We start from the raw sequence: 15,158 nt of genomic DNA, 5'->3' as shown, positions 1-15,158 counted from the left end.
TCTAAAATACCTAAAGTTCCATTTCTCGAATATTGCATGAAGGAGACGATCAAAATGAAAATACCTAAAATTACGACATTTCTAATGTTTAATGGGAATGCTGAAGAAGCTATACAACGTTATACATCATTATTTCAAGATAGTGAAATTATCACAATGGTGAAATATGATGATACCATTCCTGAGCAGGCAGGAAAGGTACAACATTCTATTTTTACACTCAATGGTCAAGTGTTCATGGCGATTGATAATATGAATGGCGCAGAGATTGAAATGAATCCAGCAATGTCATTGTATGTGACAGTCAAAGATCAATTTGAAATGGATACATTATATAATGGTTTAAAAGATGGTGGTGCGATTCTAATGCCTAAAACAGAAATGCCACCCCAATATCGTGAGTTTGCATGGGTTCAAGATAAGTTTGGTGTGAATTTCCAACTTGCACTTCCTGAATCGACACGCTAGAAGCCGAAAGGGTGGAGTTAAACACCGCGTGAATGAAAAAGAAAAGTGGCTGAGGCTGTTACTTCGGAAAGTAAAGTTATACGATACGTATTTTTCCTAAAAAAGAAGCGCTAAGACGATTTTCTATTAAAAGTCATCTTAGCGCTATTTATTTTGGGATATAAGTCCGTGTTTTTTTAAATGTCAACGCATTTTTAATATAAATTATTCTTCATTTTTAAACCAAGACTTAATTTTTTCAGTAATTTCATCAAGCTTTTTGTTCACTTTTTCTAACTCTTTTTCCATAGCGTCGTTATTACCATTTTGTCTTTCTTTTTCAGCGTTTTGTAAATTGTCCACGGTATCATCATATTGATTTGCTACTTTATTCGCTTGTTTATCATTTGTATGATTTTTTAAGTTTTCAATCTCTTGCTTTAATTGATCAATTTTAGACTGTGTATCGCTGTGGTTATTTTTAATACTATCTTTTGTATCTTGAATTTGTTGTTGTAATTCTTTATCTTTTTGTTCCACATATTGATTTTCTGATTTATTGTTGTCAGGTGTTTGTTGAGAATTTGTCGTCGCATTATTTTGATCAGATGTCTCATTTTGTGTATCGTCACTACTGCAAGATTTTACAATAAAAACAACTAACAGTAATAAAACAATGATAAAGCCGAATAAGAGCCATTTGTTTCTACTTTTGCTTTGGTTGAGTGCTTCTCGTTGTTCTTGTTCATAACGATAATCACGATCAGTATAATACTTATTTTGTTGATCTGCTGTGTTAATCAGTATGCCACCAAAAACTTGATGTTGTTGGGCATCAGTTAATGTATGAATATTTAAATCCGTATTCAGTTGATTATACTTATCATAAGCAATAATCGTTCCATCATCTAATATTTTTTCTACTCTAGGATAATCTAAACGCTTACCTTGTCTTTTCATGTATATCCTCCTTCAAAACCGTGGTTACAGTTTCAAGTATGACCGCATGCGCTACTCTTATCTTAACATAACCACGTCCATCGCAAATCTTCTATATCGCTTTAACTTGTTTTTACCATTTTATTGATAGCCGATGCAACTGTTTTTGTCTTCAATCCTACTAAGGTCTTACGTTAAAAGTGTTTTTAAACGGTGATGCATAAGATTCAATTGAACAAGCGTGCATACTTATTTAACTAATTTCAAAATCAAGACTTATTGCAGGCTATACATACTGTATAAATAATTTAAACTAATTAATGTAATATTTTTATAAAAATAAAATAAATTTAACTACACATGTAATATTTTTTAGATAGATTGGGTATATAAAATTATAATTTATTTTACTGATATGAAGCATATCATGTGAAATAAATAAAAAAATAAAAAAAGGAGCATGTGTCATGAAGAAAAAACCTTTTTTAGTCAGTACTGTTTTAGTCACAGGGTTACTTTTGGAAACGAGTTTTGTAGGATTTGCTCAAGCAGAAACGAACGATCATCAAAGTCAACATGCCGAAATACCAAGTCAAAAGCCAACAGAGCCTCCAACATCGGGTCATCTTGAATTAGATCAAAGCAAACTTAAAAGTATCGATGAGAAAAAAGGGAATGTGCCTGAAAAAGTTTTTGGTAAAGATGACCGTGTACGTGTTTCAAATTACAAAGACAGCCCATACCGACAAGTCGTTCTGCTCAATATGACTTTCCCTGATGGTAAAACATACATTGGTTCAGGTACGATGATTGGTGATAACGCTGTATTAACTGCTGGCCATAATGTGTATTCAAAAGGCGTAGGTTTTGCGACTAAAATTACTGTTTATGCAGGTGTAAACGGTCAAAATTATGAAATTGGTAAAGCAGAGTCTAAAAAATTAATGACATTGAAACAATGGCAAGACTCAGAGGATTCTAATTATGATATGGCATTAATAACATTGGATTCGGATTTAGGTAAGAAAACAGGAACACTTTCTGTGACTTCAAATATGAATGTCAATGAACCGATTGAAACATCTGGTTTTCCTGGCGACAAAGGTGGAAATGTGCAATATCGTGCAAATGGTGTGATTAAAAATTTAACTGAACATAATATTCATTATTTAATGGATACAAATCCAGGTCAAAGTGGAAGTAGTGTGAGAAATACGAACCAACAAGTGATTGGTGTACACACTTATGGTAATGTGGATTTTAATGGAGCGACACGTTTAACTGCGCTAAACATTGACTATATTAAACATTGGATGGGTCAACCTGAAGCACATCCGTATCAAAAAAATGTGAAACTGCTACATTCAAATAGTCTGCTTTGGAAAGACTTGAACTTTAAAAATAAAGTGACTGAAAAACATTTGAAATTAGACGGCACATATAAAGCTAAATACTTATATCATCATCCAAATGGAGAAACTTACTTATCTATTTATGATGCTAACAATAAATGGGTAGGCTATTTGGATAGTAAAGATGTCAAAATCTTAAAATAAATGAAATTTGAGACATCAAAAGTGGGTTGATACCCGCTGTCAGTTATCACACCTTAAGTCAGTAGATGTCTAGGTTGCGCATACGCTTTTGTTGCGTTTTGCGCAACCCTAGTCATCTCCGAGCGACAATCAATGTGCAGATTGAGGACCACTCGATAAGGTATTTAAATTTACAACGATTAAATTTTTTCTGATTCGAGTTGACGAATCATATCATAATCTGGTGTTGCATAAAGTGTTTTTTGACTGTCATATGTGACAAATCCAGGCTTGCTGCCACTCGGTTTGTGCACGTTTCGAATCGCAGTATAATCAACTGGAATTTGCCCGGATTGCCCTGCTTTAGAATAATAGGCCGCTATCATTGCAGCTTCCTCTATCGTTTTTTGGGATGGGTCATCGTTTAATATGACCACATGACTGCCAGGAATATCTTTGGTATGAAACCATAAATGCTTATTTTGAGCACGCTTATTCGTTAAATAATCATTTTGTTTATTATTTTTACCAACTAAAATCATATCCCCGTCAGTTGAAAGATAAGATTGTAATTGAATCTTCTGTTGCTTTTTCTTTCTTTGAAGTTTTTTCTGTTTTAAATAACCTTGCTCTACTAACTCTTCTCTAATATCATCTATTTCTTGTACTTGAATGTGTGCGAGTTGTTGCTCTATATTTTCAAAATAATTGATGTTATCTTTAGTCAATTGAATCTGATGCGTTAATTCTCTTTCACGCGTTTTTAAACGGTTATACTGTTTATAGTAATATTGTGCATTCTCTGCAGGGGAGCGCGTTGGATCTAATGGAATGGTCACGTTTTCACCTGTATAGTAATTTAATGCCTCTAAAGAACTGTCTCCATTTTGAAGTCGATATATATTGGCAGTTATCAGCTCACCATATAATTGTTGGGTTTCTTTATTTTGTGTGCCAGCTTGTTCGTCAATCAGCTTAGCGAGCTTATTTTGATATTTTTGTAATAATTGTTGGACCAACTTAACGAGATCATTTGCACGTTGTTTGACACGCTCGCGCTCGCCTCTTGCATCATAGAAACAATCAAGCAATTCGTGGAGCGAATCAAATGTCACGATATCATCGTAAAATTGGTGTAACTTCATAAAGTAGAATTCTTCTTTTCCTGTCTCATGATTTTTGTGGAAAATAGGTTGCGATGGCATCGTTGTTTCTGACATCACTTCATCATAAGCTTCTGGTAATGTTTCAGAAGTCATAAAATGGCGTCTCATCGTAATTTCTTTAGTGATGAGCGGTGAGAATCCTTCAAATGTTTGTAGCAGCTGTCGATCAATTTTTCCGGCATTAAAATCGATATAAGATAAAACCTGCTGACCTGAAACGTCATATGGATTGTGTTTGTTTTGACTTGGTGGTGCTTCATATTGGAACCCAGGCATAACAGTACGATACTGATTTGTATTAGGCGTTAAATGTTTAAAGCCTTCTATAATTTTTCTATCTTCATTCACTAAAATTAGATTACTATGTTTCCCCATAATTTCTAATATAACTGTGCGATAAATCGTATCACCAATTTCATCTTTACTTTCAACATCAATTTCAACTCGACGGTCATTTCCGATTTGTCGAATGGCATTAATGCGTCCACCTTCTAAGTGTTTACGGAATACACGTGCAAACATAGGTGGTTCAAAAGGATTATCATATTTTTTAGTCGTAATATGAAGGCGTGCGAAATTAGGGTGAATAGATAACAATAATTGATGGTTTTTCCGCTGTTGTCTCACGACCATAATAATTGTATCGTTTTCCGGTTGATTAATTTTATGAATACGCCCAGATACAAGAAATTGTAACGCGTCTACCATTTTCTTTGTAAATAAACCATCAAATGCCATAATCATCTGCCACCTTTAAAATTTTTCATTACACTATTATAACATGTGCCAACAATGACGTCAGACGTAAAGTTTTTAATTTAACGACTCTATACAATATAACAAAAACTGTGGTAAGATATGTAAATAAATAGAAGAATAGCGAAGAAAGGTCGTACGGCATGGATACTGAAAAAGGCTTACTCATAGTTCTCTCGGGCCCTTCTGGCGTTGGTAAGGGCACAGTCAGGAAACGTATTTTTGATGATCCTCACACATCTTATAAATATTCAATCTCAATGACGACACGTGAAATGCGTGAAGGCGAAGCGGATGGGGTGGATTACTTTTTCAAAACAAGAGAGGCATTTGAAAAATTAATTGAAGAAGATGAATTTATTGAATACGCGGAGTATGTCGGAAATTACTACGGAACACCGGTTCAATATGTAAAAGATACAATGAATGCAGGGCATGATGTATTTTTAGAAATCGAAGTTGAAGGGGCAAAACAAGTTCGTAAAAAATTTCCAGATGCATTGTTTATCTTTTTAGCACCACCAAGTCTTGACCATTTGACTGAACGTCTGATTGGTCGTGGCACAGAATCTACTGAAAAGATTCAAAGTCGTGTCAATGAAGCAAAAAAAGAAGTTGAAATGATGAATTTATATGATTACGTTGTAGTGAATGATGAAGTTGATTTGGCAAAAGACCGAATTCAATGTATTGTCGCAGCTGAACATTTAAAACGTGAACGTATAGAAGCTAAATATAGAAAAATGTTATTGGAGGCAAAAAAATAATGTTATACCCATCGCTACATCAATTACAAGATAAAATCAATTCTAAATATTTAATTGCTACAACAGCGGCTAAGCGTGCACGAGAAATCCAAGCCGATCCTGAACATCTATTATTAGACAGTTACAGCAGTAAAAAAACTGTAGGACGCGCACTTGAAGAAATTGCTGCAAGTAAAATTCATCCACATGTAGATGAGAAAAACTTTTAATTAAGACTTAAATCTCAATATCAAATTATGCGCTTTTCAATAGTCTTCGATCAAGAAGTCATTATTGAAAAGCGTATTTATTATGGAAGTCATATTTGAATGACGCATAGACAAGCTTTGAATTTGGCGTTAATGAAAGGAAAGACTAAATATATTATAATGCCTTTAAGAGCGAAAAAACGGGAGTGGAAATGATGAAAAATATTTTGTTAGCTGTAACAGGTGGTATTGCCGCATATAAAACCATTGATTTAACGAGCAAGCTTACACAGGCAGGTTTTAATGTACGCGTTATGTTGACTGAACATGCATTACAATTTGTCACGCCACTATCGTTTCAAGCAATCAGTCGCAATGCGGTATATACCAATACATTTATTGAAGAAAATCCCGAAGAAATTCAACATATTGCATTAGGGGATTGGGCGGATGCAATCGTTGTTGCACCTGCCACTGCCAATATTATCTCGAAATTGAGCCATGGTATTGCAGATGATATGGTCACAACAACATTGCTTGCAACGAAGACACCAAAATTTATCGCACCGGCGATGAATGTCAATATGTATGAAAATCCACGCATACAAGATAATATCAAAACTTTGACGGCTGACGGCTATCATTTTATTGAACCTGGAGAAGGATTTTTAGCATGTGGGTATGTAGCAAAAGGTCGTATGGCAGAGCCATTAGAAATCAAAAATGTTCTTGAAAGAGAGATGGCAGAGAGACCGACGTCAACAGAAGAGAATTATTTTAAAGATAAACGTGTACTGATTACGGCAGGTCCAACGGTGGAAATCATTGATCCAGTCCGTTTTGTTTCAAATCGTGCTTCAGGAAAAATGGGTTACGCGATTGCTGAAGCATTGGTATCTTTAGGTGCAAAAGTGACATTGGTATCAGGCCCAACAACATTAGACGTACCTAATGGTGTTGACTTTGTGTCAGTGACAACAGCAGATGAAATGTTTCATGCGGTAGTAGAACGCTATGAGACACAAGATATTATATTTAAATCGGCTGCTGTTTCAGACTATACGCCTGTGACGCCTTTACCTCATAAAATGAAAAAACAAGACGGCAATGTGACTGTAGAATTTAAAAGAACACAAGATATTTTGAAGTATTTAGGGGACCATAAAACAACACAAAAATTGGTTGGCTTTGCAGCAGAAACACAAAATGTAGCGCATTATGCAAAAGAAAAATTAAAAAACAAAAATGCTGATGTCATCATTGCGAATAATGTTGGAGATCAGTCAATTGGATTTAGTTCAGATGATAATGAAGTGACATTGTTCTTTAAAGAAGGTTCAAGCTACCCGATACAAAAAGGACCTAAAAAAGCACTCGCAACAAAGATTTTATCAGCGTTAGAAAGTAGTTGGCACCAATGATTGCTCAAGTTGTTGTTGATATCGCTTCAAAAAGCGTAGATAAAACTTTCGATTATCAAATTCCAAAAGATTTAGAAGCTACCATTCAACCTGGTGTACGTGTTATCGTTCCATTTGGACCTCGAAAAATACAAGGATATGTCATGAAATGTGTATCTGAAGCTGAAGCCAATTACGATTTATCTCGGCTCAAATCAATTATCGAAGTTAAAGATATTCAACCTGAACTCACTGCAGAATTAGTGCAATTAAGTGAATGGTACAGCCATTATTTTATTTCAAAGCGAATATCGATACTTGAGGCGATGTTACCGAGTGCAATTAAAGCGAAATATTCTAAAGCCTTTAAAATAAAAGACCGCACACAGCTACCAGATAGGCTAGCACAATGTTTTAATAATGATGGAATCTACTTTTATAAACAAGCACAAGCGGACGAAAATATTACTGAAATGTTGTCTTATATGAAAAAAGATGTCGTTGAGGGTGTGACGATTTTATCTCAAAACACGTCAAAGAAAACACAACGTGCAGTACGCGTGAATGATTTTGATGCAGCAGAAGCGCATTTAGAAACACTCACTAAAAGACCAAAACAATATGAATTGCTCGCTTTTTTATTAGATGAACATCATAGAGATGTAAGTTTAAAAGAACTAAAGGCAATGACTTTCTCAGAGTCAGCAATCAATACTTTAGAGAAGCAAGGTGTAATTGAAAAATATGATGCCATTGTCGAAAGAGACCCGTATGAAGGACGTATATTTGAGCAAGATCAAAAGCGTATTTTAACCTCTGAGCAACAAGCAGCTTTTGTGAAGTTAGAAGATGCTGTCACAAATCAACGTTCAGAGACGTTTTTACTGCACGGTGTTACTGGCTCAGGTAAAACAGAGGTCTATTTACAAATTATTGAGCAAGTTTTAGCGCATAATCAAGAAGCGATGATGCTTGTACCAGAGATCGCACTCACACCGCAAATGGTCATCCGCTTCAAACGTCGCTTTGGAGATGAGGTGGCAGTGCTACATTCTGGTTTATCTAAAGGAGAACGTTATGACGAGTGGCAAAAAATAAGAGACGGTCGTGCAAAAGTAAGCGTAGGGGCACGTTCAAGTGTTTTTGCGCCATTCAAAAATTTAGGTATTATTATTATTGATGAAGAGCATGAGTCTACATATAAACAAGAAGATTATCCTAGATATCATGCAAAAGATATTGCGGAATGGCGTAGTCGATATCATCATTGTCCACTTGTTCTAGGTAGCGCAACACCAAGTTTAGAAAGTTATGCAAGAGCAGAAAAAGGCGTATATACATTACTTGCCATGCCTACACGTGTAAATCAACAGCCTTTACCTGAAATCGAAATTTTAGATATGCGTGAAGAACTTGCGAATGGCAATCGCTCATTATTTTCAAATGCACTGTCAGATGCGATTGAAGACCGCTTGAATAAAAAAGAACAAGTCGTACTGTTTTTAAATCGTCGGGGCTATGCCTCATTTATGTTATGTCGAGATTGTGGTCATGTGCCTCAATGTCCTAATTGTGATATCTCACTGACATACCATAAATCTTCTGATCAGTTGAAATGTCATTATTGTGGTCATCAAGAACCTGCGCCCACTCAATGTCCAAATTGTGGGAGTGAACATATTCGTCAAATGGGGACGGGGACACAGCGCGTCGAAGAAATTCTCAATCAACGCTTTCCTGAGGCGCGTATTATACGTATGGATGTTGATACTACGACTAAAAAAGGAAGTCATGAGAAGCTGTTGAAACAGTTTGGAGAAGGAAAAGGTGACATTTTATTAGGAACGCAGATGATAGCGAAAGGTTTGGATTTTCCGAATATCACATTAGTTGGTGTTTTGAATGCAGATACGATGCTTAATTTGCCTGATTTCCGCTCGAGTGAACGGACTTTCCAAATATTAACGCAAGTTGCAGGTCGTGCAGGGCGACACGATAAAAAAGGAGAAGTAATTATTCAAACTTATAATCCTGATCATTATGCCGTGTATGATGTCCAACAAAATGATTATGTCAGCTTTTATCAAAAAGAGATGCAGTATCGAAAGCTTGCTCAATATCCACCGTATTACTATCTCATCAATTTTACAATCACTCATGAAAAAATGAAGGAAGTATTGCAAGCTGCATCACATGTTCATCAAATTTTGTTACAACATCTTACAGATAAAGCTTTTGTATTAGGGCCATCACCATCAGCATTGTCACGTATCAATAACGAATATCGATTTCAAGTTTTAGTTAAATATAAAAGTGAACCTGCTTTAATCGACGCCTTACGTTATTTAGACGACTATTATCATGAAATGTTTATTAAAAAGAAATTGGCGTTAAAAATCGATATTAACCCTCATATGATGATGTAAAACGATTATTTTAAATTTTAATCCATTCAATCTTCGACTCATAAATCGCTCAGCTCTAGTAATAAGGTTTTGATTGTTAACGGTTGAGCGTATTGAATATGCATGACCAGAAAATTTTGCTGTAGCTAATGATTGCGCAATAGCACTCTGACTTCTCAATATGAAGCTTTTGAGAAGTCTAATCTGCTTTGCGAGAAGAATCACCAGCTACAAAATCTGTTTTCAGATGTCGGTCTTATTAAAATGGTACTTAAGACGACTCAAAATTTATGTTGAAAACCTGTTATGTAGTGAATAAAAGAATATACTTGAGCATGTGAAAATTGAGATGGATAAAATCGAATACATTCAATAAATCATTGGATGTTAATCATGCTTATTAAAAATAAATGGTATTTATCTATATTGATTATTATATTTATTGTAGCATTTTTGATGGCATCAAATGTTAAAGTTTTTGATTCATCATTCTGGACGACATTATTTAATGGCATTATGATTGTTAATTTTTTACTTATTTTCATAGGCGCCTTACTCAAAACAGATAATAAAAGGAATAGAATTTACTTTAAATAGGGAGTTAATTACAGGTGAATAGTTCAGTTATAATGAGTAATTAAGAAACTATGCATTTTATGTTATTCATCTTCCTCTATTAGATTGTCATCGTCAGCTTCGATATCTCCCACGTGCTCTTGTTCTTTTTCATGTTGTTCTTCCCACTCTAATTGATCTTGAATCCACTTTTCATGTGCCTTTTGTTCTTCAGGTGTTCTATAGACGCCATTATGGTCATAATCAAATGTTTCTGGTTCACGTGTTTCGTATACTGACTTTTCTTCACCGCGTTCGATACGTAATGAGCTTTCATATGCTGCTAATGCAGGTCCTTCCATTACGTTGCCTTGAGGGATAACACCGTTCGCCACCGCACTATTATAGGCTTCAATTTTTTGTTGGTCAGTATAATCGCCGTTGAGTATCTGTTCTAATGTTGCTCTATCTCTCACATTGTGTGTATCCAATTGAGTTTGTGATGTATCTTCTTGAAGTGTTGTTTTATTCTCATCCTCTTTAATATCCTCATCAGTTGTGACAACATTGGCTTGGGGCTTTTCAACTGTTTTATTTTTAGAAGTGTGTTTTTCTTCTTTAGAATAGCGTTTATGTTTAGACGTGCTTTGCTTATCGGTGTCGGGTTCGCTACAAGCTGTTAAAATCAGAAGGCTTGTAAAAATTAAAGTGAATATTTTTCTCATTAACAATCTCCTCCATAAATGATTGATAGGTGTTAACAATTGTATTCTTTTTACATTGAAACTCTACTAAACTTAAATAGGTGAACAAATAAAATCGAGTTAAGCTTTTTCGTTTGAATGCATTAAATAGTTCCAAATGACAATTTTAAAATTTATACAATGTTGTTAAACACAATATTAATATTATTCCGCGAAATATAGATTGGCGGAATCTTTTTTGATAATTTATAAACGTTTAGAAAGTTTTTAATGCTATCAAAAGTAACGATAATTTTTTCATCTTTTGTCATTAAAAAAGGTTAGATTGTTGTAGTATAAGTTAAAGTTGAGGATTGTGTTTCATTCCCATGTATCACTTCATTATTTTTGTTATGATGAAAGCGGATAGTTATCGCAATTTTTGACGTAATAAGCTATAATATAATGATAAATTTTTTATGAGGAGCTGGAGCTTCATATGATAAAAAAGATAAGAACGAATATTCATCCGAGTCTCAGAAAAAAGTCAGCCCCTGTGACGAAGTTTGACAGCCACGTTGAACGTGTTCTACAAGATCTTGAAGATACGATGTATGATGCAGGGGGACAAGCATTGGCAGCGCCTCAAATTGGTGTGGAAGAACAAATTGCACTGGTCGATATGGAGCAAGATGGTCTTTTACAATTAATTAACCCAGAAGTCATTAGTCAATCTGAAGAAAAGACGACAGAATTAGAAGGTTGTTTAAGTGTTCCTGGACGTTTTGGTGAAGTGACGAGAAGTCAAATGATTAAAGTAAAGAGTTTTGATATTAAGGGTAATGAAGTCGAGTTAACAGCGTATGATGATATCGCGCGTATGATTTTACATGTGATTGATAATTTGAACGGGATATTATTTGTAGATGTGATGGATCGTGAAATTTCTGATGCAGAATTGGAGGCATATTTAGAAGATGAGTAAAATAATTTTTATGGGCACACCTGATTTTTCAACATCAATTTTAGAAATGTTAATTGAAAAAGAAGAGGTTATTGCGGTAGTTACACAACCGGATAGACCTGTCGGACGTAAGCGTGTTTTAACCCCACCACCTGTAAAACAAGTGGCTGTTGCACATCAAATTCCTGTTTATCAACCTGAAAAGTTAGTGCATTCAGACGAATTGGAACAGTTACTAGCAATGGAGTGTGACCTCATAGTGACTGCGGCATTTGGTCAGTTATTACCTGAACAATTGTTGGAACATCCGCGTTTTGGTGCTGTAAACGTACACGCATCCTTATTACCTAAATATCGTGGCGGTGCACCCATTCATCAATCGATTATTGATGGTGAAGCTGAAACAGGTGTAACGATCATGTATATGGTCAAAAAACTAGATGCCGGTGACATTATCTCTCAACGTGCGATTCCAATTGAAGCGGAAGACAATGTAGGGACGATGCATGATAAATTGAGTCAGCTCGGTACAGAATTATTAGAAGAAACGCTTCCATCTCTGTTAAATGGTACAAATTCACGTACACCTCAAGATGAGGCACATGTATCATTCGCTTCGAATATACAACGTGAAGATGAACGCATACACTGGGATCGTGATGCATTGACAATTTATAACCATATTAGAGGTTTGTCGCCATGGCCCGTTGCATATACGCAATTTGAGGATAAAACGATGAAAATATACGCTGCTGAAATTGTAAAAAATCAAAGTGGTAAAGCGGGTCAAATTATTGAAACGACAAAAAGACAAATCATTGTCGGAACAGGCTCTGAGGACAGCATTGCGTTAACTGAAATACAGTTATCAGGAAAAAAACGGATGCCAGTGTCGCAATTCCTGAGTGGTTATCAAGAAAACCTTGTAGGAAAGGAATTTGTGTAAATGGCAACGGTACGTGAACTAAGTTTGATGACAATTGAAGCTGTCATTAAAGATGGGGCTTATAGTAACTTGAAAATGAATGAAACATTACAGTCATATGCTTTAAATCCAGCAGACCGTGCATTATACACTGAACTTGTTTATGGGACGATTAAACGAAAGCTAACTTTAGATTTCTATTTAAAACCTTTTGTTAAGACGAAAATTAAAGGCTGGGTGCGTCGACTTTTATGGATGAGTCTGTACCAACATCTCTATTTAGATAAAATTCCAACACATGCAATTATTCATGAAGCAGTGAATATTGCTAAACAACGTGGAGGGCAACAGACAGGAAACGTGGTCAATGCGATTTTAAGACAAGTGACGACGCAAAATCTTCCTGATATCGATGCGATAAAAAAGAAAGAAATACGCCTTTCTGTAAAATACAGTATTCCTGTCTGGATTATAAAACATTGGTTAACTCATTTTGGAGAAGCTGTGACGACATCTATTGCCGAAAACTTACTATTGCCCGCTGCACAAACAGTACGTGTGAATCAAACTCGAATCGCCATTGACGAGGCAAAAGAAGCTCTAGAAAAAGAAGGATTACACGTTGAAAAGGATGACCATTTGCCTGAATGTTTACATGTTTCAGGTCATGGTGTGATGCATACATCTCTTTTTAAAAAAGGTTATGTGAGTATTCAAGACAAAAGTTCAATGTTTGTTGCGCATATGTTAAACCTTCAATCAGGAGATTCGGTCTTAGATAGTTGTAGTGCACCGGGCGGTAAAGCGTGTCATATTGCGGAATTATTAAATGGGACAGGCCAGGTGTTAGCTACAGATTTGCATGACCATAAAATTACGTTAATAGAAAATAATATTCATAAGTTGGGGCTTACGCATATTAAAGCGATGCAACATGATGCAACAAAACCTTACGATCAAATGTTTGACAAGATACTGTTAGATGCGCCTTGTAGTGGTTTAGGGGTAATTCGACATAAACCAGAAATCAAGTATACGATGACACCTGAAGTTATAGATGAATTAGTGACAATTCAACTTAAGTTATTAAATAATGTTGCTCAGAATTTGAAACCAGGGGGTACACTTGTCTATTCGACTTGTACAATTGAGCAACTAGAAAATGAAAATGTAATTTATACATTTTTAAAGTCAAACCATGATTTTGAATTTGACCCTGTGATTGACCCGCGCAATGGAGAATATACAAAAACATTACAACTCTTACCGCAAGATATGAATACAGATGGTTTCTTTATCACGAGAGTAAAAAAGAAAGGATAATGGTGAATGATTACAGCTGAAAAAAAGAAGAAAAATAAATTTCTTCCTGATTTTGAAAAGCAATCGATTTATTCGTTACGATTTGATGAAATGAAGGATTGGTTAAAAGAACAAGGGCAACAAAGTTTTAGAGCAAAGCAAATATTTGAATGGTTATATGAGAAAAGAGTTAATAGTTTTGAAGAAATGACAAATCTTTCAAAAGATTTAAGACATTTATTGGACTCTCATTTTTCAATTACGACGTTACAAACCGTCGTTAAACAAGAAAGCCGAGACGGTACGATTAAGTTTTTATTTGAATTACAAGATGGGTATACAATTGAAACGGTATTAATGCGTCACGATTATGGGAATTCAGTTTGTGTCACGACACAAGTCGGTTGCCGTATAGGATGTACGTTTTGTGCTTCTACACTTGGAGGATTGAAACGAAATCTTGAGGCTGGTGAAATCGTGTCTCAAGTTTTAACTGTTCAAAAAGCATTAGATGAAACAGACGAGCGTGTCTCTTCTATTGTAATCATGGGCATAGGTGAACCTTTCGAAAACTACGATGAGATGATGGATTTCTTAAAAATTGTAAATGATGACAATGGTTTGAATATTGGTGCACGTCATATTACAGTATCCACTTCAGGTATTGTACCTAGAATTTATGACTTTGCTGATGAATCATTACAAATTAATTTCGCGGTAAGCTTGCATGCAGCAAATAACGAAATTCGTTCAAAACTAATGCCAATTAATAGAGCGTACGATGTCAACAAATTGATGGATGCTATTCAATACTATCAAGAAAAAACAAACCGTCGTATTACATTTGAATATGGTTTGTTTGGCGGTGTAAACGATCAAATCGAACATGCACGTGAACTTGCACAACTGATTAAACCGCTCAACTGTCACGTGAATTTAATTCCTGTGAACCATGTTCCTGAGAGAAATTATGTTAAAACACCGAAAGATGATATTTTTAAATTTGAAAAGGAATTAAAAAAATTAGGAATCAATGCTACAATTAGACGTGAACAAGGTTCGGATATTGATGCTGCGTGTGGACAGCTAAGAGCAAAGGAACGACAAGCGGAAACGAGGTAGAACA

Annotated in this window: 13 protein-coding genes; 10 read left to right on the top strand and 3 right to left on the bottom strand. The window is 35.3% G+C overall.

From position 1 onward, the window contains the following. Positions 1-54: 54 nt before the first annotated feature. Positions 55-468 (top strand): VOC family protein, encoded by a 414-nt coding sequence (locus tag MUA40_RS07805; protein ID WP_016424854.1) that lies wholly within the window; start codon positions 55-57, stop codon positions 466-468. 204 nt (positions 469-672) lie between these two features. Here MUA40_RS07805 and MUA40_RS07800 read toward each other — a convergent pair whose 3' ends face one another. Then, positions 673-1,407: a hypothetical protein gene (locus MUA40_RS07800; RefSeq protein WP_194368849.1), complete on the bottom strand. Its 735-nt coding sequence runs from the start codon at positions 1,405-1,407 to the stop codon at positions 673-675. 446 nt (positions 1,408-1,853) lie between these two features. Between MUA40_RS07800 and MUA40_RS07795 the strand changes: the two genes are divergently transcribed. Further along, positions 1,854-2,942, top strand: coding sequence for a trypsin-like serine peptidase (locus MUA40_RS07795; protein ID WP_016424856.1), 1,089 nt, complete (start codon positions 1,854-1,856; stop codon positions 2,940-2,942). Between the two features lie 179 nt (positions 2,943-3,121). On the opposite strand, the gene MUA40_RS07790 is transcribed toward MUA40_RS07795, so the two are convergent. Further along, positions 3,122-4,825, bottom strand: a complete 1,704-nt coding sequence (locus MUA40_RS07790; RefSeq protein ID WP_126495950.1) for an Rqc2 family fibronectin-binding protein — start codon at positions 4,823-4,825, stop codon at positions 3,122-3,124. A gap of 161 nt (positions 4,826-4,986) precedes the next feature. On the opposite strand from MUA40_RS07790, the gene gmk reads away from it, so the two are divergent. The 4 genes from gmk to priA all read left to right on the top strand — a co-directional run bounded on the left by gmk (position 4,987) and on the right by priA (position 9,624). After that, positions 4,987-5,610 carry a guanylate kinase gene (gene gmk, locus MUA40_RS07785; RefSeq protein WP_016424858.1) on the top strand — a complete coding sequence of 208 codons (624 nt, stop codon included), beginning with the start codon at positions 4,987-4,989 and terminating at the stop codon, positions 5,608-5,610. Further along, positions 5,610-5,819 (top strand): DNA-directed RNA polymerase subunit omega, encoded by a 210-nt coding sequence (gene rpoZ / locus MUA40_RS07780; protein ID WP_016424859.1) that lies wholly within the window; start codon positions 5,610-5,612, stop codon positions 5,817-5,819. The genes gmk and rpoZ overlap by 1 nt, the downstream gene beginning before the upstream one ends. A gap of 194 nt (positions 5,820-6,013) precedes the next feature. Beyond that, positions 6,014-7,219: a bifunctional phosphopantothenoylcysteine decarboxylase/phosphopantothenate--cysteine ligase CoaBC gene (gene coaBC / locus MUA40_RS07775; RefSeq protein ID WP_194368851.1), complete on the top strand. Its 1,206-nt coding sequence runs from the start codon at positions 6,014-6,016 to the stop codon at positions 7,217-7,219. Next, the gene (gene priA / locus MUA40_RS07770) at positions 7,216-9,624 is read left to right on the top strand and encodes a primosomal protein N' (protein ID WP_167732747.1); all 2,409 of its coding nucleotides are present in this window, start codon (positions 7,216-7,218) and stop codon (positions 9,622-9,624) included. The genes coaBC and priA overlap by 4 nt, the downstream gene beginning before the upstream one ends. Positions 9,625-10,262: 638 nt before the next feature. Here the strand turns inward: priA and MUA40_RS07765 are convergent. Next, complete coding sequence (locus MUA40_RS07765; RefSeq protein WP_016424863.1) at positions 10,263-10,883, bottom strand: hypothetical protein; 621 nt, start codon at positions 10,881-10,883, stop codon at positions 10,263-10,265. 457 nt (positions 10,884-11,340) lie between these two features. On the opposite strand from MUA40_RS07765, the gene def reads away from it, so the two are divergent. The 4 genes from def to rlmN are packed head-to-tail and all read left to right on the top strand — an operon-like array spanning position 11,341 to position 15,154. Next, the gene (def, locus tag MUA40_RS07760; protein ID WP_016424864.1) at positions 11,341-11,826 is read left to right on the top strand and encodes a peptide deformylase; all 486 of its coding nucleotides are present in this window, start codon (positions 11,341-11,343) and stop codon (positions 11,824-11,826) included. Continuing rightward, entirely contained in the window at positions 11,819-12,751 is a 933-nt protein-coding gene (gene fmt / locus MUA40_RS07755; RefSeq protein ID WP_016424865.1) for a methionyl-tRNA formyltransferase, read from the top strand. Before def ends, fmt begins: the two co-directional genes overlap by 8 nt. Further along, positions 12,752-14,053 (top strand): 16S rRNA (cytosine(967)-C(5))-methyltransferase RsmB, encoded by a 1,302-nt coding sequence (rsmB, locus tag MUA40_RS07750; protein WP_016424866.1) that lies wholly within the window; start codon positions 12,752-12,754, stop codon positions 14,051-14,053. A 6-nt stretch (positions 14,054-14,059) separates the two neighbouring features. After that, complete coding sequence (gene rlmN, locus MUA40_RS07745) at positions 14,060-15,154, top strand: dual-specificity RNA methyltransferase RlmN (protein WP_016424867.1); 1,095 nt, start codon at positions 14,060-14,062, stop codon at positions 15,152-15,154. The last annotated feature ends 4 nt before the right edge of the window (positions 15,155-15,158 follow it).

This window comes from Staphylococcus schleiferi (assembly GCF_025558325.1).
In the GTDB taxonomy this organism is placed as follows: Bacteria; Bacillota; Bacilli; order Staphylococcales; family Staphylococcaceae; genus Staphylococcus; species Staphylococcus schleiferi.
This window is presented reverse-complemented; position numbering and strand designations above follow the sequence as displayed.